Annotated in this window: 16 protein-coding genes and 2 pseudogenes; 10 read left to right on the top strand and 8 right to left on the bottom strand. The window is 42.9% G+C overall.

Annotated elements, in window-relative coordinates; translation table 11 throughout:
- Positions 1 to 252: 252 nt before the first annotated feature.
- The 3 genes and pseudogenes from aac(6') to BLR76_RS12200 all read left to right on the top strand — a co-directional run.
- Positions 253 to 693 carry an aminoglycoside 6'-N-acetyltransferase gene (aac(6'), locus tag BLR76_RS06015; protein ID WP_091266749.1) on the top strand — a complete coding sequence of 147 codons (441 nt, stop codon included), beginning with the start codon at positions 253 to 255 and terminating at the stop codon, positions 691 to 693.
- A gap of 187 nt (positions 694 to 880) precedes the next feature.
- Positions 881 to 1,201, top strand: a pseudogene (locus tag BLR76_RS12205) (polysaccharide deacetylase family protein); the annotation flags it as partial.
- A gap of 171 nt (positions 1,202 to 1,372) precedes the next feature.
- Positions 1,373 to 1,510, top strand: a pseudogene (locus tag BLR76_RS12200) (LysM peptidoglycan-binding domain-containing protein); the annotation flags it as partial.
- A gap of 151 nt (positions 1,511 to 1,661) precedes the next feature.
- Here the strand turns inward: BLR76_RS12200 and BLR76_RS06005 are convergent.
- Complete coding sequence (locus BLR76_RS06005; RefSeq protein WP_091266746.1) at positions 1,662 to 2,798, bottom strand: M50 family metallopeptidase; 1,137 nt, start codon at positions 2,796 to 2,798, stop codon at positions 1,662 to 1,664.
- Between the two features lie 143 nt (positions 2,799 to 2,941).
- Between BLR76_RS06005 and treR the strand changes: the two genes are divergently transcribed.
- Positions 2,942 to 3,667, top strand: coding sequence for a trehalose operon repressor (gene treR, locus BLR76_RS06000; RefSeq protein WP_091266754.1), 726 nt, complete (start codon positions 2,942 to 2,944; stop codon positions 3,665 to 3,667).
- A gap of 148 nt (positions 3,668 to 3,815) precedes the next feature.
- Here the strand turns inward: treR and treC are convergent, their stop codons facing one another.
- The 7 genes from treC to rpmH form a co-directional block, all read right to left on the bottom strand.
- Positions 3,816 to 5,468, bottom strand: a complete 1,653-nt coding sequence (gene treC / locus BLR76_RS05995) for an alpha,alpha-phosphotrehalase (RefSeq protein WP_091266745.1) — start codon at positions 5,466 to 5,468, stop codon at positions 3,816 to 3,818.
- A 175-nt stretch (positions 5,469 to 5,643) separates the two neighbouring features.
- Entirely contained in the window at positions 5,644 to 7,152 is a 1,509-nt protein-coding gene (gene treP / locus BLR76_RS05990; protein WP_091266743.1) for a PTS system trehalose-specific EIIBC component, read from the bottom strand.
- A 280-nt stretch (positions 7,153 to 7,432) separates the two neighbouring features.
- The gene (locus tag BLR76_RS05985) at positions 7,433 to 8,710 is read right to left on the bottom strand and encodes a bifunctional folylpolyglutamate synthase/dihydrofolate synthase (protein WP_091266740.1); all 1,278 of its coding nucleotides are present in this window, start codon (positions 8,708 to 8,710) and stop codon (positions 7,433 to 7,435) included.
- Positions 8,711 to 9,406: 696 nt separating this feature from the next.
- Positions 9,407 to 10,318: an RNA-binding cell elongation regulator Jag/EloR gene (gene jag, locus BLR76_RS05980; protein WP_091266738.1), complete on the bottom strand. Its 912-nt coding sequence runs from the start codon at positions 10,316 to 10,318 to the stop codon at positions 9,407 to 9,409.
- Positions 10,319 to 10,392: 74 nt separating this feature from the next.
- Entirely contained in the window at positions 10,393 to 11,193 is an 801-nt protein-coding gene (locus BLR76_RS05975) for a YidC/Oxa1 family membrane protein insertase (RefSeq protein WP_091266752.1), read from the bottom strand.
- A gap of 135 nt (positions 11,194 to 11,328) precedes the next feature.
- Positions 11,329 to 11,673: a ribonuclease P protein component gene (rnpA, locus tag BLR76_RS05970; protein WP_091266735.1), complete on the bottom strand. Its 345-nt coding sequence runs from the start codon at positions 11,671 to 11,673 to the stop codon at positions 11,329 to 11,331.
- Positions 11,674 to 11,919: 246 nt separating this feature from the next.
- The gene (gene rpmH, locus BLR76_RS05965) at positions 11,920 to 12,060 is read right to left on the bottom strand and encodes a 50S ribosomal protein L34 (RefSeq protein WP_034298896.1); all 141 of its coding nucleotides are present in this window, start codon (positions 12,058 to 12,060) and stop codon (positions 11,920 to 11,922) included.
- Positions 12,061 to 12,630: 570 nt separating this feature from the next.
- Between rpmH and dnaA the strand changes: the two genes are divergently transcribed.
- From dnaA to gyrA, 6 genes are all read left to right on the top strand, one after another.
- Positions 12,631 to 13,965, top strand: a complete 1,335-nt coding sequence (dnaA, locus tag BLR76_RS05960) for a chromosomal replication initiator protein DnaA (RefSeq protein ID WP_091266733.1) — start codon at positions 12,631 to 12,633, stop codon at positions 13,963 to 13,965.
- Positions 13,966 to 14,151: 186 nt separating this feature from the next.
- The gene (gene dnaN, locus BLR76_RS05955) at positions 14,152 to 15,291 is read left to right on the top strand and encodes a DNA polymerase III subunit beta (protein WP_091266730.1); all 1,140 of its coding nucleotides are present in this window, start codon (positions 14,152 to 14,154) and stop codon (positions 15,289 to 15,291) included.
- Positions 15,292 to 15,924: 633 nt separating this feature from the next.
- Positions 15,925 to 16,158: a S4 domain-containing protein YaaA gene (yaaA, locus tag BLR76_RS05950; protein ID WP_091266726.1), complete on the top strand. Its 234-nt coding sequence runs from the start codon at positions 15,925 to 15,927 to the stop codon at positions 16,156 to 16,158.
- Positions 16,158 to 17,279, top strand: coding sequence for a DNA replication/repair protein RecF (gene recF, locus BLR76_RS05945; RefSeq protein WP_091266724.1), 1,122 nt, complete (start codon positions 16,158 to 16,160; stop codon positions 17,277 to 17,279). Before yaaA ends, recF begins: the two co-directional genes overlap by 1 nt.
- A 16-nt stretch (positions 17,280 to 17,295) precedes the next feature.
- Positions 17,296 to 19,227, top strand: coding sequence for a DNA topoisomerase (ATP-hydrolyzing) subunit B (gene gyrB, locus BLR76_RS05940; RefSeq protein WP_425425713.1), 1,932 nt, complete (start codon positions 17,296 to 17,298; stop codon positions 19,225 to 19,227).
- A gap of 75 nt (positions 19,228 to 19,302) precedes the next feature.
- On the top strand, positions 19,303 to 21,792 hold the full coding sequence (gene gyrA / locus BLR76_RS05935) for a DNA gyrase subunit A (protein ID WP_176759629.1): 2,490 nt from the start codon (positions 19,303 to 19,305) through the stop codon (positions 21,790 to 21,792).
- Positions 21,793 to 21,807: the final 15 nt, after the last annotated feature.

The raw sequence follows: 21,807 nt of genomic DNA, 5'->3' as shown, positions 1-21,807 counted from the left end.
TGTGGTTATCTCTAGATTAAGGGTCTTCTTTCTTTTTGTCTACTTTAATTTCTTGCCCTACTATTTTACTTTCCGACAACTATTTTACACATAGCCTGGCTTTAAGCTTTATATTTTCATAAGTATTTATTGAGACCTTCTGTATTTCTTACTGGATTAAGGTTTTATTTGAAAGCGCTTTACCATGAATTGTGGTACACTATTTCTACAATCATTTATTTCTTTCATTACAGTTGAGCTGGAGGAATACTTATGCACAAAATCGTCAAGGCCAGAGACATACATATTGAAAACATTACTCAACTCGCTTTGCTGCTATGGCCCAGCGAAGATTACGACGAACTTCAGCGGGAAATGACGAGGTATCAGGAGGATAGTACGGCTGAGCTGTTTGTCTGTGAAACTGATGACCAGGTTGTAGGCTTTGCACATGTCCAGCTGAGATTCGACTACGTAGAAGGGACGAGAACCACTCCAGTAGGTTACCTTGAAGGCATATATGTCAAGGAGACTTATAGAAAAAGAGGTATTGCCAGAAAGCTGGTTGAGGTTTGTGAAGACTGGTCCCGTTTTATGAACGCAACCGAATTTGCCAGTGACGTGGCGCTCCACAACACCACCAGTGCAGCCTTCCATGAGAAAATCGGTTTCAAGGAAGCCAACCGGATCATCTGCTACACTAAGACTATTTAAAGTGAATAAGCATCTGAATATGGCGGAATATCCGTCATTTTTTTCGTTTAAATTCCCTAATTTTTAACTGTTTTTTGAATGCTGACTGGTACTTTTTCTATGGTTTAGATTTATAATAAAGGTGAAAAATAAGGTCCTGCTCTCATGTGCCTACTGTTCGCTTCTAACACTTAAACGTCTTTTGTGCATGAGGAAAGACGTGAGTGAAATGAGCACAAAAAGCATGCGATCACTAATTGCAAAAGTCGTTTGTCTGTTTTTAGGGGTAATCATCAGTTTGACCTTTGCTGTTCCAGTATCAGCCGCTCCAGCTCAGACAGTGACCAGAGGATCCACCACAGAGAAAGTCGTTGCGCTGACTTTTGATGACGGATCTGATGGGACAAATATCAATCGGATTTTACAGACTCTATCCAACCACAATGTCAAAGCTACCTTCTTCCTGACAGGAACCGGTATGAATAATCATCCTCAATCCATCCGCAACATCGTCAATCAATGCCATGATATCGGAAACCGCGTCATATCACGTATTACACAAGGCGCTATTATCCTGATGCATACAGGCGCCGGCGATTCCGGTACTCCAGCTGCACTGCCAACGATCATTACCCGTCTGAAATCTCAAGGATACCGTTTTGTGACCCGCTCTCAACTGATGAATCTTCCAGCATTCGGTAGCCAGACCTATACTGTCAGATCCGGCGATACCCTCTATTCCATCGCTCGCAGATACAATACCACTGTCGCTCGTCTGGCATCAGTTAATAATCTGTCCAGTCCTAACCTCATTCGTGTGGGGCAAGTCCTGACAATCAGATAACTTCAGCTTATTTTTCCAGAAGCAGACTAGTTGCACGTATTTTATCAACAAAAAGGAAACGACCTTCTACAAGACAATGTCACAGAAGGTTCGTTTCCTTTTTTATCTTTTTATCCCTTGTAGGAACGTTCAGTTTTATCTTTCCTCAATTATTATGTGTTCCAAATGCCATAACTGTCTCAATATGATCCAGAAGGTTAGTATTTACTCGTTTATCCGCATATGTAGGCAGTTTGTCCAGATGTTCCCTTGCCAGATCATACCACCGCTTTGCTTTAGTCCGGTCATTGTCTACAAAATAAGCAATCACACAGTTTACACGACAGACATCTGCCTGTTTCATTTTCAAGTGACTCTTCAGAAGCTTATCAGAAAGAATTCGCTCAATAAGCTCCGGCGTACCTGAATCTTCAATCAGCAGACAGTACACATACTCTCGCAGGATCTCGATGCGGTAAGGCGGAATGATTTCACTTCTCTGGTCATACAAATCACTCAGGTTACTTTCAGCTCGCTTGAAATTTTTCTGCTCAAGGTTGGCATTGATTTCAATCAGCTTATTATAGATATTGAACTGCTCCGTTACCGGTTCATTAGGATTGAACGTCATCTGATCCTCGGCTGCCTCAGAGTATGTCTTGTTATGGCGGACAAACTCGCCATTCCATTTCAGCTGCTGAAAGAACTGATCCTGAGCCACTGAACTCCTGCCTAGTTTCCTCAGTATTTTTCCATCATTGAAGCTTAATGGAATGCCGTTCATAGTTGCAGACATCACACCGATGACAATAAAAATCATAATATACTCAGACGGGTATATTAAATAAAAAGCACCCGCAATGAGCGCGGTTATTCCATTTGCCAATACCCCGCCAAGCAAGTAGAGCCGGTAAGGCCGTCTGTCATTATTCTCAGGCGGATGCATCAGACACTGACCCATCGTGCCACTCATCGTAAATAAAATGGTCTTGAACTGACTGTCTTCCTTTATCAGCCCAAATCGACCGATTCTAAAAAGCATGAATGTGTACCCCGATAGTTTCCCGGCAAGCAGGTGACCCAATTCATGGATAATGACATGTCCATCGATCATCACTCCGGTAATCACCATTACAATTCCAATCCGTATAAGCAGACGTCCCACATCGAGATTTCCTTCCTCAGTCAAAGGCGTGCTTTCCATCCCAAGCCGGTAGCCAATAAATCCCACTCCACCTAGCACGATAATGTAGACCAGTATGGCTCCCAGTTGTTTCAATCCTTGTTTTATGTGTGTCTTCACATGCTGCCCCTTTTAAAAACTCTTCAAAATATAGCTCAAAATTATGAATAGTTTTCTAATCTGATAACTGTTGAGTTACTGTTCATTTTCTTTTAAACTTAAAAGGTCTGTACCGAATGATTATAGTAAAAGGAATGGAAAATATGAGCAGATTTCAGGATATATTTCTAGATATCGAATCCGATATATTAAACCAGCAGTACAAACCTGGTGAACTTCTTCCGAGCGAAAACCAGTTGTCAAAAAAGTACAATGTTTCGCGTGAAACAATTAGAAAAGCCCTTAGCCTCTTGCTTGAAAGTGGTTACATACAGAAGAAACAGGGTAAGGGATCGATCGTGCTCGATGTCAAACGCTTCGATTTTCCGATATCCGGCCTGACCAGTTACAAGGAACTTCAGGATGCTCAGAACATGTCCAGCGAAACGATTCTCGTTGAAAACAAGAAGATGACTATTCCCGAGCATATTGCAGATTTTCTAAAGGTTTCTCATGATACCGAAGTGCATTGTGTCATCCGTGCCCGAAAAGTCGATGGAGAAGTCGTCATTCTAGATAAGGATTACTTGTTCACGTCAATCATCGAATCGATTCCGGATGACGAAGCTCGTCATTCACTTTATCACTATATTGAAAATAAATTAGGTCTCGTCATCGGTTTTGCTCGAAAGGAATTCATCGCTGAGCCGGCCACCCAGGAAGACCGCGAACTGATGACGCTTCATAATGATACGCATGTTGTCGTTACCCGTAGTGAAGTCCATCTGGAAGACGCTACATTGTTCCAGTATACTGAATCACGTCACCGACTGGACCGCTTCAGATTCGTCGAGTTTGCCAGGAGACGAGGTCCTGTTTCTTACGACTGATTAGTCTATTTAGAGCAACTATACTACACTTTATCTTTCAAATATAGTCCATATTCATCAGTTTTACAGTTTGCCCGTTAATATAAATAAGCGGAAGCCTTCTCTCATTAAAGAAGACCTCCGCTTGTTTCAGTTAATGGAACTACTTTTATTTAAGAAGAAAAGCAGCCGTTTCGTATGGCCCCAGTTTAAACTCTTTATCCAGCTTTCTCTCACTGCCGTTTCCTATCAGGTACGACGCATCCAAATTCAGCAATTCATCCGGGATAGTGATCGTGTCGTCTTCTCCGTAAAAGTGGTTCAGCACCAGCAGTTTCTCGCCTTCATATTCACGGACATATGCAAAAATACTAGGGTGTTCCAGCTCCAGCACGTCATAAGACCCTTCCTGAATGATCGGCATGTCCTTACGCAGACGGATCAGCTTTTTGTAGTAGTCACGGATCGCCTGGCTGACATCAGTGTTTTCTGTGTTGATATTTTTATAATTGTCAGCCACCTTCAGCCATGGTTCAGCGTCCGAAAAGCCGGCATTTTTTGAATCGTCCCATTGCATCGGTGTTCTGGAATTGTCACGTGATTTCTCTTTGATGATGGCCATGGCTTCATCATGAGAAATCCCGTCTTCCTTCATCTTCTTGTATGCATTGTGCGTTTCGATATCCACATACTCGTCCAAGTCCTCGTAGTTAGGATTGGTCATGCCGATCTCTTCACCCTGATAGATATACGGTGTCCCTCGAAGCAGATGAACAGTCTGTGCCAGCATCGTACTGGTTTCAACTGGATAATTCTCTACATCCCCAAAACGACTGTTGGCACGCGGCTGGTCATGGTTGTTCCAAAACAGCGCATTCCAGCCTCCTCCTTCAACCATGCCTTCCTGCCATTCATGCAGGATCTTTTTCAGTTCAATAAAGTCAAAAGGCATTGTTGACCATTTCTCACCGTCTTTATAATCGACTTTCAGATGGTGGAAACTGAAGATCATGGACAATTCATTACGCTCAGGATTTGAATATTTCACACCGTTTTCTACAGTGGTCGAGCTCATTTCTCCAACCGTCACAATATCCTCATACTTGCCGAATGTCTCCTTGTTCAGCTCCTGTATATAATCATGAACGATCGGTGTATCTGTGTAATGGGACTTGCCGACACCGTCTTCAGCATCTTCAAGAATTTCATCTTTTCCGATTACATTAATGACATCGAAGCGGAAGCCCTTGACCCCTTTTTCCAGCCAGAAGTTGACGACTTTATATAATTCTTCTCTGACTTCAGGGTTACGCCAGTTCAGGTCAGCTTGGGTCACATCATACAGGTGAAGGTAGTACTTGTCTGTATCACCAAATTTGGACCAGGCTTTCCCTCCAAACTTGGACTCCCAGTTCGTCGGCAGGCTGCCGTCTTCCTTCAGTTCTCTTAAAATATAATAATCCTGATATTTCTTGTCTCCAGCTAACGCTTTCTGGAACCACTCATGCTCAGTTGACGTATGGTTCAATACCATATCGAGCATCAAGTCAATTCCGTACGATTTAGCTTCCGAAATCAATCCATCGAAGTCGTCCCATGTCCCGAATATTGGGTCTATGGAAGTATAATCAGCCACATCGTATCCATTGTCGTTTTGAGGAGATTTATAGAACGGGTTCAGCCAGAGCATGTCTATGCCCAGATCCGCTAGATAAGGCAGTTTCTCCTTTATTCCGTTCAGATCTCCTATGCCGTTGCTGCTAGTATCTTTAAACGATTTAGGGTACGCTTGGTAAATGACTTTATCATGAAATGTACTCATATCTTTCGTCCTTTCCGGTTTAATTCTTAACATAGGAAAAAGGGCATTCCGTCAGATGTTCTTTTTCCAGTTTTATCTACCAGAATCAAAGAATATCAGGAAACACCCTTCCTCCATAGAGTAATGACACTTTAAGTTTATTCAATTATGTGAAGCGAAACAATCGATACGCCTCTTAGTTACCCAGTTTTGGAATTGGCAGATGATCATTTTCCCATTTAGTCAGGATATTGTTTTTCTCAAAAACAACAACTAGTACAATAGGAACTACGATAGCAATTGCCATAGCGATCAAGAAACCAATCCAATACTCAGGAATGATTGATAGGATTCCTGGAAGACCCCCAACACCAATGTTGAAAGATGCCACATTTAAGGCTACAGAAGTCATCCCTGCAAAAGCGGATCCAATCATACCTGCAACGAATGGATAAACATATTTGATGTTGATACCGAAGAGGGCCGGTTCAGTTACACCAAGGTAAGCAGATATCATTGCTGGAATAGAGATCTGCTGTTCTTTCTCATTCCCGCGGTGCAGCCAGATGACACCTAGTACAGCCGATCCTTGAGCGATATTTGATAGTGCAATCATTGGCCATAGAATGGTCTGATCGAAATCTGCAACCAACTGAAGATCGATCGCATTAGTCATGTGGTGCAGTCCAGTAATTACGAGCGGTGCATACAAGCCACCGAAGATAAATCCGAAGACCCAGTTGAATGTACCTGTCAGCCCCCATTGAACGACCTGAGATAGCCAGATGCCCAACTGCCATCCAACCGGTCCGATAACTGCATGAGCGATAAATACTGTTGGTATTAAAGCGAATAATGGAACAAAAATCATTGAGATGGCTTCAGGTATGAACTTTCTCAGCCATTTTTCAAGATAGGCGAGCAGGAACCCTGCCATCATGGCCGGAATAACTTGAGCCTGATACCCGATCATATCCAGCTGGAAGAATCCAAAGTCCCACTGGTTGACATCCCCTGCTAATATATCCTGTACACCGAAAGCATTAAGCAGCTGTGGTGACACTAATGTGATACCTAAAACAATACCCAGAATCTGAGTCGTCCCCATCTTACGCGTCACACTCCATGTGATACCGACAGGCAGGAAGTGGAATATCGCTTCTCCCGGCAGCCATAGAAAGGCATTGACTCCGCTCCAGAACTGAGATACATCAACTATAGTATTGTATATTGGTTCTCCTGCACTTGTAAATTGAGCTTGACCATCAATCATTAGTTGGCCTAAAGCTTGAATTTGCACTGCTTCCAATACGTTTCTGAAACCTAAGATCAAACCACCAATAATAATTGCTGGAATTAATGGGGTGAAAATTTCTGCCAGTGCTGCCATCAGACGCTGCAGGCTGTTCATGTTCTGTTTCCCTGCACTTTTCACGTCATCTTTCGATACACCCTCAAGCCCCGAAATGGCTGAGAACTCGTTGTAAAAATCTGCTACTCTGTTCCCGATGATAACCTGGAACTGACCTGCCTGGGTGAATGTTCCTTTAACAGACGGGATATCTTCAATTCTATCCTTATCCGCTTCTGAGGGATCATCCAGTACAAATCGCATACGTGTGGCACAGTGCGTGACTGCATTGACGTTTTCTTTACCGCCTATCGCATCCAGCAGCTCCTGTGCATCTTGTTTAAAATCTGCCACTTTTATTTCCTCCTTTATCTTAACTTGTATATACAAGTTGTTTACATTTTTACTATACTTTACTGAATTAAAAAATGCAAGCGTTTCATTTTACTTTTTTTATTTTTTCATATCCCTCTCCTTTCTCTAATTTCAAGCTCATTCAATCCTTATAGATATTTTACCACTGAACCATTCGCCTCTAAATAATAAAAGCCCTTACCCATTTTCATAAGCTAAAGAAAAAAACAGACCTGTCATTTGGCCTGTTTCTCTACGTTCATATATTCAATTTTCACTTTCAGTTCTGCCACAACCGTCTCATATCTCCTATCAGATAAAGAGAGCCGAATACAATCACTTTGCGGTTGAGGTAGGACTGACTTTTCAACTCAACAATCAGCTCGTCTACAGATTTAAAAGCTTGAGCATCCTGTCCCTTATCTTTCAGCCAGTCAGCTGTAGCCTCTGCATCAAATCCTCTATAAGGATCAGGAGAAACGGTCAGGACTTTTTCAGCATAGGGCAGCATCTGTTCGATCATTTCCTTGTATTCCTTGTCTTTCATCATACCTACCACAAAAGTCAGTGGTTCATCCGGAAAAAGGTAACCGATGTTTTCTCTTAATGCAGCTACTCCCTCTGGATTATGAGCACCGTCGATCAGGATAGTCGGGTGTTCGCTGATTTTTTCCATGCGTCCGGGCCAGGCAGCCAGCTCCAGCCCTCTTCTAATATGCTCAGAGGTAATAGCAAATCCTCTCTGTTCAAGTATCTGAGAGGCTTCGACAGCCAATACTGCATTAATAATCTGATGTCTCCCTAATAAATGGATTACAAGCCCATCCATCTCTTTATACGAGAACGAGCTGTAGGTGTCGGTCATATTGACAGAGGATATATGATTTGGAGTGACTTTGATCATATCAGCCTGCACATCCGCTGCTTTCCTGCTGATGACTGCATCCACTTCTTCAGACATTTCCGGGAAGATGACCAAACCGTTCGATTTAATGATTCCGGCTTTTTCTGCTGCAATCTGTTCGATCGTGTCTCCAAGAACTTTCATATGATCATACCCGATCGATGTGATAATAGAAGCTTCTGATGAGCTGACCACATTCGTTGCATCCAGTCTTCCTCCGATTCCGGTTTCCAGAATAACCAGCTCACACCCACAGACTGAAAAATGCAGCAGAGCTACCGCAGTCAGAATTTCAAACGAATAAAGACGTTCTCCCGTTTCTTCCTCCACTTGTTCAACAAAAGGAGCCACTATTTCGGTGGCTTCAATAAATGCGTCGTCAGTGATCATCTGCCCTGAAATTTTAATGCGTTCATTGATAGATTCCAGATGCGGAGAGGTATAGACGCCTGACTTGATCCCCGCTTGACTGAGTATCGATGACAAAAAGGCGCTGACTGAACCTTTTCCGTTTGTGCCGGCGATATGAACGACCCGCAGGCTGTCCTGTGGATTACCCAATTTACTCATCAACAGACGCATTCTATTAAGATTTTCTTTCTGACCTGTTCCCCTATTCGTATTGACCAGCTCGATCACTTCAGTCATATTCATTCTTATTGTCCTCCTGCTGCTTCAGTTGGTATTCTACTAACATTTTTATTAATTCTGTCTTTTTATTGAAAGCGTAAGTTTGCCAGTTGCAATTCTGGCAACAATCCCCTATACTTACAGTAAGATTTCAACCCAACCTCATGCTTATCACTCAACTCTCACCGTTTATCAGCACTCTCACGTGTTGGTCTCGCAACCATTTCTGATTCGATAGATCTTGCCTTCACCATTTTATTCTTTTCACCCATTAATTTCAATCTACCCAATACAGTCTTTTCTTAACCCATAGTTTTCTTCGTATGTATCTATTTCTTTTCATGTCTGATTTCCCACTACTTTTGTCTACCCTGTTTTTTATTCTTTCACCGACTACTTTTACAACTATCTATCTGTATTAATCACAAATTCCTTGAAGTATACATGATTCTGTCATGACTTGACTCCCACAACACTTGGCGACTTTTTCAGAATGGATAGATGTGCTTCTCGCCCCTATTTCTAATCTTCAACCTCTAGCAAAGAGTTAATTATCTCAATTATTCAATCCCCACGCCCACCAGACTCATTAACAGATTCCCGTTTTCTATTTTACCTTGGCTGAAGTCAGAGACTCTTTTCCTTGCTCTAATGCCCTAACTTACGACATAGTGAAGAACGAGCCTGCGTTTGGGACCGCAGGCTCGTTTGTTTTGTCTATTAAATTTTAAACTGATTGTCCTTTGAAGGTTCGACCACTAAGTAACGGTGCGGCTCTTTCCCTTCAGAATGAGTCTGTACGCCTTTATGCTGGTTGAGGTAACGATGAATCTGTTTTCTCTCATGTGCCGGCATAGGCTCCAGAATAACTGGACGTTTGGTCTTCTTTACTTTTTCAGCTGTACGGTAAGCCAGTTGTTCGACAGTTTTCTGACGACGGTCACGATAATTCTCAGCATCCACTTTAGCAAACAGTTTATTGTCCGCTTCCTGATGAAGCTGAATCTGCGCAAGTGTCTGTAAGCTGTTGAGCACTTTTCCGTGTCGCCCGATGATCAGACCGGCATCTTCTGTGTCAATGATGTACTGAACGCGACGATCTGTTCTATTAATGGTAACAGACACATCATCAATACCCATCTTATCTGCGATACGTTTGATATAGTCAGCCACATTTTGAATAGCTGCCTCGTCTTTTTCATTCAGTTCGATGATTTTCTTTTCTTCCGGCTCAGATTTTTTCGTTGTGCCTTCTACTTTTTCTTCATCATCTGCACGTACAGGATGAGTCGTATCGGTTTCTTCAACACCTTCTTCGACCGGATCAGTCGACTCCTCTAGTGAACTGACCTTATCATCTGGTTCAGCTGCCTCTTTGATTTCTGGCTCGTTCGTAGATGGCTCTTTTTCTCCAAGCAGGATTTCTTTAGAGACGAGATCTTCCACCGGATTCTTTGCATTTTTTCTTTTGACAACGACCACTGCATCTTTCTGTCCAATACCCAAGAAGCCTTTTTTTGATTCCTGTGAAATAGTAATATCCGCATTATCTCGCTTGATGCCTAATGCTTTAAGTCCCTTGTCAATCGCTTCTTCAGTGGTTGGCGCCTGTGCTGTGTATTTATCCTTCATAAACGCTATCCTCCATTCACAATCTCTGTTTCTCCTTTATTTTAACAAATTCGAAACAATAAGTCAGAAGATTTTTATTTTTTCACATTACGTCCGTACTTCTGAGCCCTCTTGATTGCCCGTTTTCTCTGACGTTCCGCTTCTCTTTCCTGAGCCTCTTTGTCAGCCCGCTCTTTTCTGATCTTGAACGGATTCTGGAAGAGAAGTGTCTGTACTACTGAAAATCCATTAGATACAGTAAAGTATAATGCTAGAGCACTTGAGAGACGGAAGGTAATGAAGACGATGAATAATGGCATAACGTAAGTCATCACTTTATTTCCTTCAGTTGCACGTCCCATACTCATCAGTACAGAATGTCCAAGAGTAAATACCCCTGCCAGTATAGGTAAGATGAAATACGGATCGGGTTGACCTAAGTTGACCCACAGGAAGTCGCCTGTAACCAGGATAGGTGTACGGTTAACTGCCTGATAAAGGGCAATGAATACTGGCATCTGAATCAGCATCGGCAGGCAGCCCATATACGGGTTTACTCCTGCTTCACTATAAAGGCGCTGCTGTTCTTCTTTAAGCTTTTCCTGTGTCTCAGCGTCCCGAGCTGAATACTTTGACTTCAACTCTTCCATCTGAGGACTAATGTCATTCATCTGCTGCATATTTTTCTGCTGAACATGCGTGAACGGGATCAGCATTGTTCGAATAATGACTGTGACAATAATGATTCCTATTCCATAGTTTCCACCGAAGAGATTCGATACCCAGATAATCGCACGGGCGAAGTTATATATAATGACACCTTCCCAGATTCCCGTACTCTCTGCAGAAACTGGATCCGTTCCACAGGCAGATAAAATTACAACTAAAGCAAGCATACTGACTGCAAGGAGCAATCGCTTACGTTTTCTTAAAAAATTCAATCATGTTCCCTCTCTTCTTCTACTAATAACTTAACTCTTCTCATTAAATCTATTTTGAAAGTCGCAGCATATCCGGTTCACTGCATAGTACTAAACAAATAAACCAGCTTTCTTCATAACATGCAGCAGGCTTTTTTTCATTTCATTAAAAGACATCTGCTTTGTCGGCTGTCTTGCGATCACAACAAAGTCGACATCAGGTCTGATCAGGTCTTCATGATCCATTTCAATAAGCACGTGCCTGATTTTTCTTTTGATCTCATTTCTTTTGACCGCATTTCCAAGTTTCTTCCCTACGGAAAGTCCGACACGAAAATGAGACTGGTTTTCTTTGTTTAAAGAGTAAACAACAAACTGCCTGTTCGCCATGGATTCACCCTGATGAAAGACCTTTTGAAAATCTGCTTCCTTTTTTACTCGATAAGCTTTCTTCATTCCTGTCCCATCTTTCTAAGCCTTAATTAAATAGAAAAGCTTCACGTGCCGTTAAGCCTCGACAAGAAAATAGGAAATTTGCCCTGAATGAGCATCCTGCGCAATGGGTAAATTTATCTTTTTCTCGAGAGGCTGGCACGTTAAGCTAGACATCATTCGATTTGAAACAATTCGACATTAAATAAAAAAAAAGGCAACGTGCTCTCACTATAGCTATCAGTAAGAAGCTCCCGTCGCCTGTCGTCATTAAGCTGAAATTCTTTTTCTTCCCTTACGACGTCTGTTTTTTAATACTCTACGTCCGTTTTTTGTACTCATACGTTTACGGAATCCATGTACTTTTTGACGCTTACGTTTTTTGGGTTGGTATGTTAGTCCTTGTGCCATTGAGAAACACCTCCTGAATCTTTCCATTGTCCTCTGACTTATCAATAAGCATAAAGTTAGTGACTGCATTAATATCTAGACAGACTATGTTATTTTAGAAAACATTTGACCATTTGTCAAGCATTTCTGAGCAATTGCTGCTTTATATAAGATATAATAATCTTTTTTTTCCACACATTTATGTCACACATTCAGATTTTTGCCAGCTAATTATACAGATTATTTGTCCACACCCTTTTGATATAGTTTACCCACATAGAAGTAATACACATCACTTTCAACAGGTTTTCCACAGTTCCACAATGTGTTTATAAGAGTCATGCACAATCAGATATAACTTGTGTATAACTCTTATTTAAGCTGGTATATCAGTCTTAACCATGTAATAGTTATCCACATTTCCTGTAAAAAAGTGTAGCTTTATTCTCAGTTACTCACAGCTAGATCAGCCCTGTGGATATCTTTTTGTACATCCTGAGGAAAGATTATCAACAAATAAAACCTACTGTGGAAAACTTAAATCATACGTGATAAAATGTAAAAAGCATCTTATCGGCGAGGAGGAAAAAAATGGACGATTTACAATCAACATGGAGTTATCTACAGGAAAAATTTAAAGAAACCCTGTCAAAAGTCAGTTACGACACTTGGATCCACAGTGCCAACCTCGTCCGGATAACGAATAATTCAGTCACAATCGAAGTGCCTTCTACATTACATAAAGAGTATTGGAAGAATAATCTCTCGACTAGAGTCGTGGAATATCTTTATGAATTTCTGGGACGTGAAATCTCTCCTTTATTTGTCACAGCAGAGGAGCAGGCAGCCCATGAGGAACAGGAAGACACACAGACTGTTCAGGCTTTCGAAACTCAACCAGTTTCAAGTACATTGAACAGTAAATATACCTTTGATACGTTTGTCATCGGAAAAGGCAATCAGATGGCCCATGCCGCTGCCTTAGTCGTTGCTGAAGAACCTGGTACGATCTATAATCCGCTGTTCTTTTACGGAGGCGTTGGATTAGGAAAAACACACCTGATGCATGCGATCGGCCACCAGTACCTTCAGATCAACCCTAATGCAAAAATCAAATATGTATCGAGTGAAAATTTTGCCAATGATTTCATCAATTCAATCCAGAACAGAACTCAGGAAAAATTCCGTCAGCAGTACCGTAATGTGGACTTATTATTAGTAGACGATATTCAATTCTTTGCTGACAAGGAAGGGACTCAAGAAGAGTTCTTCCATACATTCAATGCCTTGTATGACGACCGGAAACAGATCGTACTGACAAGTGACCGGCTGCCAAACGAAATTCCTAAACTCCAGGAACGTCTGGTATCACGCTTCGCATGGGGATTATCTGTAGACATTACCCCACCGGATCTGGAAACCCGTATCGCGATTTTACGTAAGAAAGCTAATGCAGAAGGTCTGGAAATACCAAACGACACTTTAAGCTATATTGCCGGACAGATTGATTCGAATATCAGGGAACTTGAAGGTGCCCTTGTCCGCGTACAGGCTTATTCAGCAATCCAGCGCAATGACATCACGACCAGTCTGGCTGCCGATGCACTGAAAAGCATGGTCAAGAATGATTCCAAGCAGAATGTGTCGATTGCTTCCATTCAGCAGAAAGTCTGCAAGTACTATCAGATTTCTCTCGCTGACTTGAAAGGGAAGAAACGGGTCAGACAGATTGTTTTACCCAGACAGATCGCTATGTATCTCTCACGAGAACTGACCAGCACGTCACTTCCTAAAATTGGAAAAGAATTCGGCGGCAAAGATCATACTACGGTCATTCATGCTCATGAAAAGATTAAGAAAGCTCTTAATGAAGAAAACGACAGCGAATTGAGAGACCAGATCGAAGAAATCAAGAAAAGTCTCTAATCGCTCTTGTGGATAAAGTCTCAAGTCATGCACATCTTTATTCACAACTTATCCACAAGTGGAAAACCTTCTGTTCCAGATGAAATTTACGTTTTCCACAGTATACACAGGCCCTACTACTATTACTAAGAATTTATTTACTATATAATTATAAACGGGTACTCAATTTATTATTGGAGGATTCATATGAAATTTACAGTTAATCGATCAGCGTTTTTAAAAAAATTAAAAGATGTTCAACTCGCTGTATCATCTAGATCAACTATTCCTATTCTTACAGGAATTAAACTGATTGCTTCAGAAGAAGGGATTCAACTGACAGGCAGCAACTCTGATATTTCTATTGAAACGTTCGTCAGAAAATCAGATGAACAGTCTGGGCTGACTATAGAAGAAGAAGGTCAGATCGTGCTTCAGCCTGCACGTTTCTTCAGTGATATCGTCAATAAACTGCCAGATGAAACCTTTACTGTTGAAGTGAAAGACAGAGTTCAGACAGCTATCACGTCTGCATCATCATCTTTTATCATTAACGGACTGGATGCTGCTAACTATCCGCATCTCCCGGAAATTGATACGACTCAGTCATTTACACTCCCGGTCAACTTACTTAAAAAAATCATTAAACAGACCGTTATTGCCATATCAACTCATGAAAGTCGTCCAATCCTGACAGGGATTCATCTGACGATCAGTGATGGCAAACTTAAAGCTGTTGCTACAGATAGTCACCGATTAAGTCAGCGCGTCATTCCTATTGAAGGAACTGAAAGCCTGTCTTACAATCTAGTCATTCCAGGTAAGAGCCTTCAGGAACTGACTCGACTGCTCGACGACAGCCTGGATGAAATAGAAGTAGCGATCGCTGAGAACCAGATCCTCTTCAAGACCGAAGATACTTTGTTCTACTCAAGACTGCTTGAAGGAAATTATCCGGACACGGACCGTCTGATTCCTGATAGTTCCACAACAGAAGTGACTTTGGAAGCACAGGTTCTTCTTGGAGCTGTAGAAAGAGCGTCTCTACTTTCTCACGAAGGTAAAAATAACGTCGTTAAACTCTCTGTGAAAGATGATACTGTAGAAATTACCGGTAATTCTCCAGAAGTCGGGCGAGTAAACGAACAGGTTACCACTCAGTCTATTTCCGGTGAAGAAATGGAAATTTCTTTCAATCCGGACTATCTGAAAGCTGCTTTGACAACTTTTGGGCCTGTGGATATCACACTTAAGCTGATTTCTACCTTGCGTCCATTTGTTCTGGTTCCAAGTGAAGACAAGAATGAATTCATTCAGCTGATCACACCGATCCGTACATCCACATAAAATGAATATAAAGTGAATAAAGCTGAAAAGACCCAATGCTGTCGGGTCTTTTTTTGTTATATAACAGGCGAAATTGCTCTTATGCGGATCGTTCTAGAAGAGAAGGAGTGACGATTGAAGTAAAATGCCAGTTATTTGGCTTCAAGTGTCCACTCGCCATGATTAGTCATCTGAGTGGGCAGAAGTTGGCAGATCTATGCCCACTCGGATGACTGGACAATAATTCAAGAATCACTTCCCACCCAAATGAATTGATCAGCTGAGAGGTCAATAATTTCTCATTTATTGACTACTCAACTTTAAAGTGGCTCTTGAGCTAGATAAAGTACCAGCTAGACGGTCAAATAAAGGGATTTTTAGCAATTTTTACTCTTATTTTAAGATAGAATGATCTATTTCCGGCTCACAGTAGATATCCTCCCTAAATAAGCCAAAAAATTAAATATAAAGAGTCTAAGCGAATTTGAATAAAAAAGAAGGATTTGTCATTTTACCCTTAAAATCGATGAGAACGGATTTTTTCCCATAAAAATTTGTTTCACACTCCAAAATAAGGTATAATATAAGAAGAGAAATTATGCAGAACGTGGATGATCTGATCCGCGTCTTTGCTTTTTAAAGGAGCCGATTATAGTGCCGGAAATAATACAAATCAATCAATCAGTCATTACACTGGGACAATTTCTGAAGCATGCGACAATCATATCAAGCGGAGGAATGGCCAAGCCTTTCCTGATGGACTATACCGTCTGGGTCAATGATGAAGCGGATAACCGCCGCGGCCGCAAACTGCATCCTGGAGATGTCGTCAAGGTGGAAGGCTTCGGGACCTATCTTTTAGAATCAGCTCAAAATGAGGATAACTGATGTATTTAAAGAAACTGACGTTGAAGGGTTACCGCAACTATTCTGATGCAGAGGTAACTTTTTCCAACCAGATCAACGTCTTTCTGGGCGAAAATGCTCAAGGAAAAACGAATATCATGGAAAGTATTTATGTGCTGGCTATGACGAGGAGCCACCGGACATCCAACGATAAAGAGCTGATCGGATGGGATCAGGATTTTGCCCGGGTAGCCGGAACGGTCGAGAAATCAAGCGGAGAGTATCCTCTTGAAATCATCCTCTCAAAAAAAGGGAAGAGGGCAAAGCTTAATCATCTTGAGCAGAAGAAACTCAGCCGCTATATCGGACATCTGAATGTAATTTTGTTTGCTCCGGAAGACCTGTCTCTCGTCAAAGGATCCCCTTCTGTGAGACGGAAGTTTCTGGATATGGAAATGGGTCAGATGAGTTCCATTTATCTGTATCACCTCGTTGAGTACCAGAAAGTCCTGAAACAGCGTAATGCTTACTTAAAACAGCATAGAAAAAGCGGAAAACTGGACCAGACCTATTTAAGTATCCTGAATGAACAGCTGGCGGCCGAAGGGGCTGAACTGCTTGCTCAGCGCTTTTCCTTCACGAGACGACTGGAGAACTGGGCACGCCCCATTCATTCAGATATCTCTCAGGGTAAAGAAACGCTGACGCTGGAGTATGCCTCTTCTTTTTCTGTGACATCAGAAACGGATAAAAAGCAGCTGATGAACGATCTGCTAAAGCAGTATAAAAAGCATGAGCAGAGAGAGAAGGAACAGGGTACGACGCTCTACGGTCCTCATCGGGACGACATCCGTTTCTTCGTCAATGAGAAGAATGTTCAGACGTACGGGTCCCAGGGACAGCAGCGGACAACTGCGCTGAGTCTAAAACTGGCTGAAATTGAATTAATGAACGAGATGACGGGGGAGTACCCCGTTTTATTATTGGACGATGTACTGAGTGAACTGGACGATGAGCGACAGACTCATCTACTGGAAACCATACAAGATAAAGTCCAGACCTTTCTGACAACGACAAGTCTGGACGGCGTGAAAAAAGAATTGCTTCATCATCCGCGCATCTTCAATGTGCGCAGTGGTCAAATCGAAATGGAGAGTGAATAGAGTGGCAGACGAACAATTGACACCTAAAGAAGTAGTAGAATTAAGAGAAGAGTATGATGCGAGTCAGATCCAGGTCCTTGAAGGTCTGGAAGCCGTCCGTAAGCGACCAGGGATGTATATCGGATCGACAAGTTCTGAAGGACTCCATCACCTGGTATGGGAAATCGTAGATAACTCTATTGACGAAGCGATGGCTGGGCATGCTGAAAACATCGAAGTTATTATTGAACCGGGCAATTTAATTGTGGTCAAGGATGACGGTCGTGGAATCCCGATCGATATCCAGGCGAAAACTGGCCGACCGGCTGTTGAGACCGTCTTTACTATCCTTCACGCAGGAGGTAAATTCGGTGGCGGCGGGTATAAAGTTTCCGGTGGACTTCACGGGGTAGGCTCATCCGTTGTTAATGCGTTGTCAGAATTCCTTGAAGTGGATGTTCATAAAAATGGCAAGGTCTATAATCAGCGTTATGAGCGCGGTGCGGTCATGTACGACTTGAAAGAAACCGGTACGACAGACAAGTCCGGTACAGTGGTCCGTTTCAAGGCAGACGCTGAAATCTTCAAGGAAACAACGGTCTACGACTTCAATAAACTGGCTACCCGTATCAGAGAATTGGCTTTCCTGAACCGCGGTCTGTCGATTTCAATCGAAGACCAGAGAGATGCTGAACCGGTCCGTCTCGAGTATCAATACGACGGCGGAATCAAGAGCTATGTCGAGTACCTTAACCAGAGCAAGACGGTTCTCTATGAAGAGCCTATCTATCTGGAAGACGAGCAGGACGGCATTGCTGTTGAGGTTGCTCTTCAGCATACAGACGGCTATCACATGAACATCATGAGTTTTGCCAATAACATCCACACCTATGAAGGTGGGATGCACGAATCGGGTTTCAAGACATCATTGACACGGATCATCAATGATTACGCCCGTCGAAACAAATTCATCAAGGAAAACGAGGACAATGTCAGCGGGGAAGATGTCAGAGAAGGTCTGACCGTCGTATTAAGCATCAAGCACCCGGATCCTCAATTTGAAGGACAGACCAAGACCAAACTGGGTAATTCTGAAGTCCGTACGATCACGGATCGTCTGTTCAGTGAGCATTTCGACCGCTTCCTGATGGAAAATCCACAGACTGCTAAGAAAATCATTGAAAAAGCACTGCTTGCGGCTAAAGCCAGACTGGCAGCCAAGCGGGCAAGAGAAGTAACGCGTAAGAAAAATGGACTGGAGATCAGCAATCTTCCAGGCAAGCTGGCGGACTGTTCGTCAAAAGACCCGGAAAAATCTGAAATTTTCATCGTTGAGGGAGACTCTGCCGGCGGATCAGCCAAGCAGGGACGGTCTCGTCTGTTCCAGGCTATTCTACCTATTCGAGGGAAAATCCTGAATGTGGAAAAAGCGTCTCTAGACAGAATCCTTGCCAACGAAGAAATCCGTTCGCTCTTTACTGCTATGGGAACGGGATTTGGAGAAGAATTTGAAGTTGAAAAAGCCCGTTACCATAAACTGATCATCATGACCGATGCGGACGTCGACGGTGCGCACATTCGTACGCTTCTTCTGACGCTGTTTTACCGTTATATGCGTCCAGTTGTCGAAGCAGGATTCGTTTATATTGCCCAGCCTCCTCTGTATCAAGTTAAACAGGGCAAAAAAGAGGTCTACCTTGATTCTGATAAGGAATTGGAGAAATACCTTAAAGAGATCCCGGCGACGCCTAAGCCCTCAATTCAGCGTTATAAAGGACTAGGGGAAATGGATGCCGAACAGTTGTGGGAAACGACGATGAATCCCGAAAACAGACGCTTGCTTCAGGTCACTGTTGATGACGCAATCGAAGCCGATCTGATCTTTGATATGCTGATGGGCGAAAAAGTCGAACCAAGACGCGACTTTATTGAAAAAAATGCTCAGTACGTTCAGAATATCGACATTTAATACCTGCCTACCAGAAAAGAGCACTGAGGGAGTTTAAGGAGGAAGAAAGACTTGGCTGAAGAAAGAGAAGCACGAATGGATAAAATCAATCTATCGAGTGAAATGAGAAAGTCGTTTCTCGATTATGCAATGAGCGTGATCGTGTCACGTGCCCTGCCGGATGTACGTGATGGATTGAAACCTGTACACCGCCGTATTCTGTACGGCATGAATGAACTGGGCATGACGCCTGACAAAGCTTACAAGAAATCAGCTCGTATCGTCGGAGACGTTATGGGTAAATACCACCCGCACGGGGATTCTGCCATCTATGAATCAATGGTCCGTATGTCGCAGGACTTCAGTTTCCGTAACCCTCTGATCGATGGACACGGAAACTTTGGTTCCGTCGATGGAGACAGCGCGGCAGCTATGCGTTATACAGAAGCAAGAATGAGTAAGATCGCTATGGAAATGCTTCGGGACATCAACAAAGATACAGTGGATTATCACGACAACTATGATGGCTCAGAGAGAGAACCGAATGTTCTACCTGCGCGATTCCCGAACCTGTTAGTCAACGGGGCTTCCGGTATTGCAGTCGGTATGGCGACGAATATTCCTCCACATAATCTGCGAGAAGTTATCGCGGCCTGCCGTGTACTGATGGAGAACGAAGAAGCGACCATTGCCGATTTGATGGATGTACTGCCAGGGCCGGACTTCCCGACAGGCGCCATGGTCATGGGCAAGTCTGGGATAAGAAAAGCTTATGAAACCGGACGAGGATCGATCAAAATACGCGCGAAAGCACGTATCGAAGTTCAGCCCAATGGAAAAGAACGCATTATCGTAGACGAAATACCCTACCTGGTAAACAAAGCCAAGCTGGTCGAGCGTATTGCCGATCTGGCTAGAGATAAGCGAATTGAAGGTATTACTGATCTTAATGATGAATCCGACAGAGACGGCATGCGTATCGTTATCGATGTCAGAAGAGATGTATCAGCGAGTGTCATACTGAATAATTTATATAAAATGACGCCTCTGCAGACATCTTTCGGGTTTAATATGCTGGCAATCGTTGACGGTATTCCTAAGACACTTGGATTAAAAGAGATTCTGACCGAGTACCTCAAGCACCAGCGAGTCGTCATTAGACGACGTACTGAATTTGACAAGAAAAAAGCGGAAGCCCGAGCTCACATTCTGGAAGGCTTGCGTATTGCTCTTGACCATATAGATGAAATCATATCGATCATCAGAGGATCACAGACAGGTGATGCAGCGAAACAGGCTATGATGGAGCGATTCGGTCTGAGTGATCGTCAGTCACAAGCCATTCTTGATATGAGAATGGTTCGTCTGACTGGTCTGGAACGCGAAAAAATCGAAGGCGAATATCAGGATCTTCTTGCAACGATCGAAGACTTGAAAGATATTCTTGCCAGACCGGAACGGGTCCACGAAATCATTGCGACTGAACTTGAAGAAATCGCAGAGAAGCACGGCGACGATCGACGAACAGAACTTCTTATAGGTGAAGCATTGAGTATTGAGGATGAAGACCTGATCGAAGAAGAAGAAATAGCAGTCACATTGTCTCATAACGGCTACATGAAGCGTATGCCGATCTCTGAATTCAAAGCTCAGAACCGTGGTGGACGTGGCGTTAAAGGAATGGGTACGAATACGGATGACTTCGTTGAGACTCTTCTGACCTGCTCGACTCATGATCTTCTACTGTTCTTTACCAATACCGGTAAAGTCTACAAAGCAAAAGGTTATGAAGTCCCTGAATATGGACGCACAGCTAAAGGGATTCCTGCAATCAACTTCCTCGGAATCGAAAATGATGAGAAGATCCAGGCCATCATTAATACTCGAGGCGAAACAGATGAAAAAGATCAGCTTTTCTTTACTACTCGTCAAGGAACGGTCAAGCGTACAGCATTTTCTGACTTCGAAAATATCCGTACGAGCGGACTGAAGGCTATCGTTCTTAAAGATGACGATGAACTGATCAACGTATTGGTTACTCACGGCGACGACCACATCATTATTGGAACGAGACAGGGCTATGCTGTCAGTTTCCATGAGGATGAAGTCCGAAGCATGGGACGAGCGGCGTCTGGTGTCAGGGGGATCCGTTTGAGAGAAGATGACTATGTAGTGGGGACAGATATACTGGGTCCTGAGTCTGAAGTTCTGGTCATTACTGAGAATGGTTATGGAAAACGTACTGAAGCTTCAGAATACGCGATTCGCGGACGTGGAGGAAAAGGCGTCAAGACAGCCAACATCACGGAGAAAAATGGGCCGCTGATCGGCTTGAAGACAGTGTCTGGAGAAGAAGATATCATGCTCATCACCACAAGTGGTGTAGTGATCCGATTCCATGCGAAAAACATCTCCAAAACCGGACGGGCTACTCAAGGGGTGCGCCTGATGAGGCTTGAAGAAGGTAATTACGTCTCAACATTAGCTAAAGTTGAAGTGGAAGACGAAATAGAAGTGGACGAACCACTTAATGAGGAAGATAACGGCGAAGAAGTATCTGATCAAGAATCGTCTGAAGAAAGCTAAGCAGTTAAATAGACT

Source organism: Alkalibacterium thalassium (assembly GCF_900101165.1).
Taxonomy (GTDB): domain Bacteria; phylum Bacillota; class Bacilli; order Lactobacillales; family Carnobacteriaceae_A; genus Alkalibacterium; species Alkalibacterium indicireducens.
This window is presented reverse-complemented; position numbering and strand designations above follow the sequence as displayed.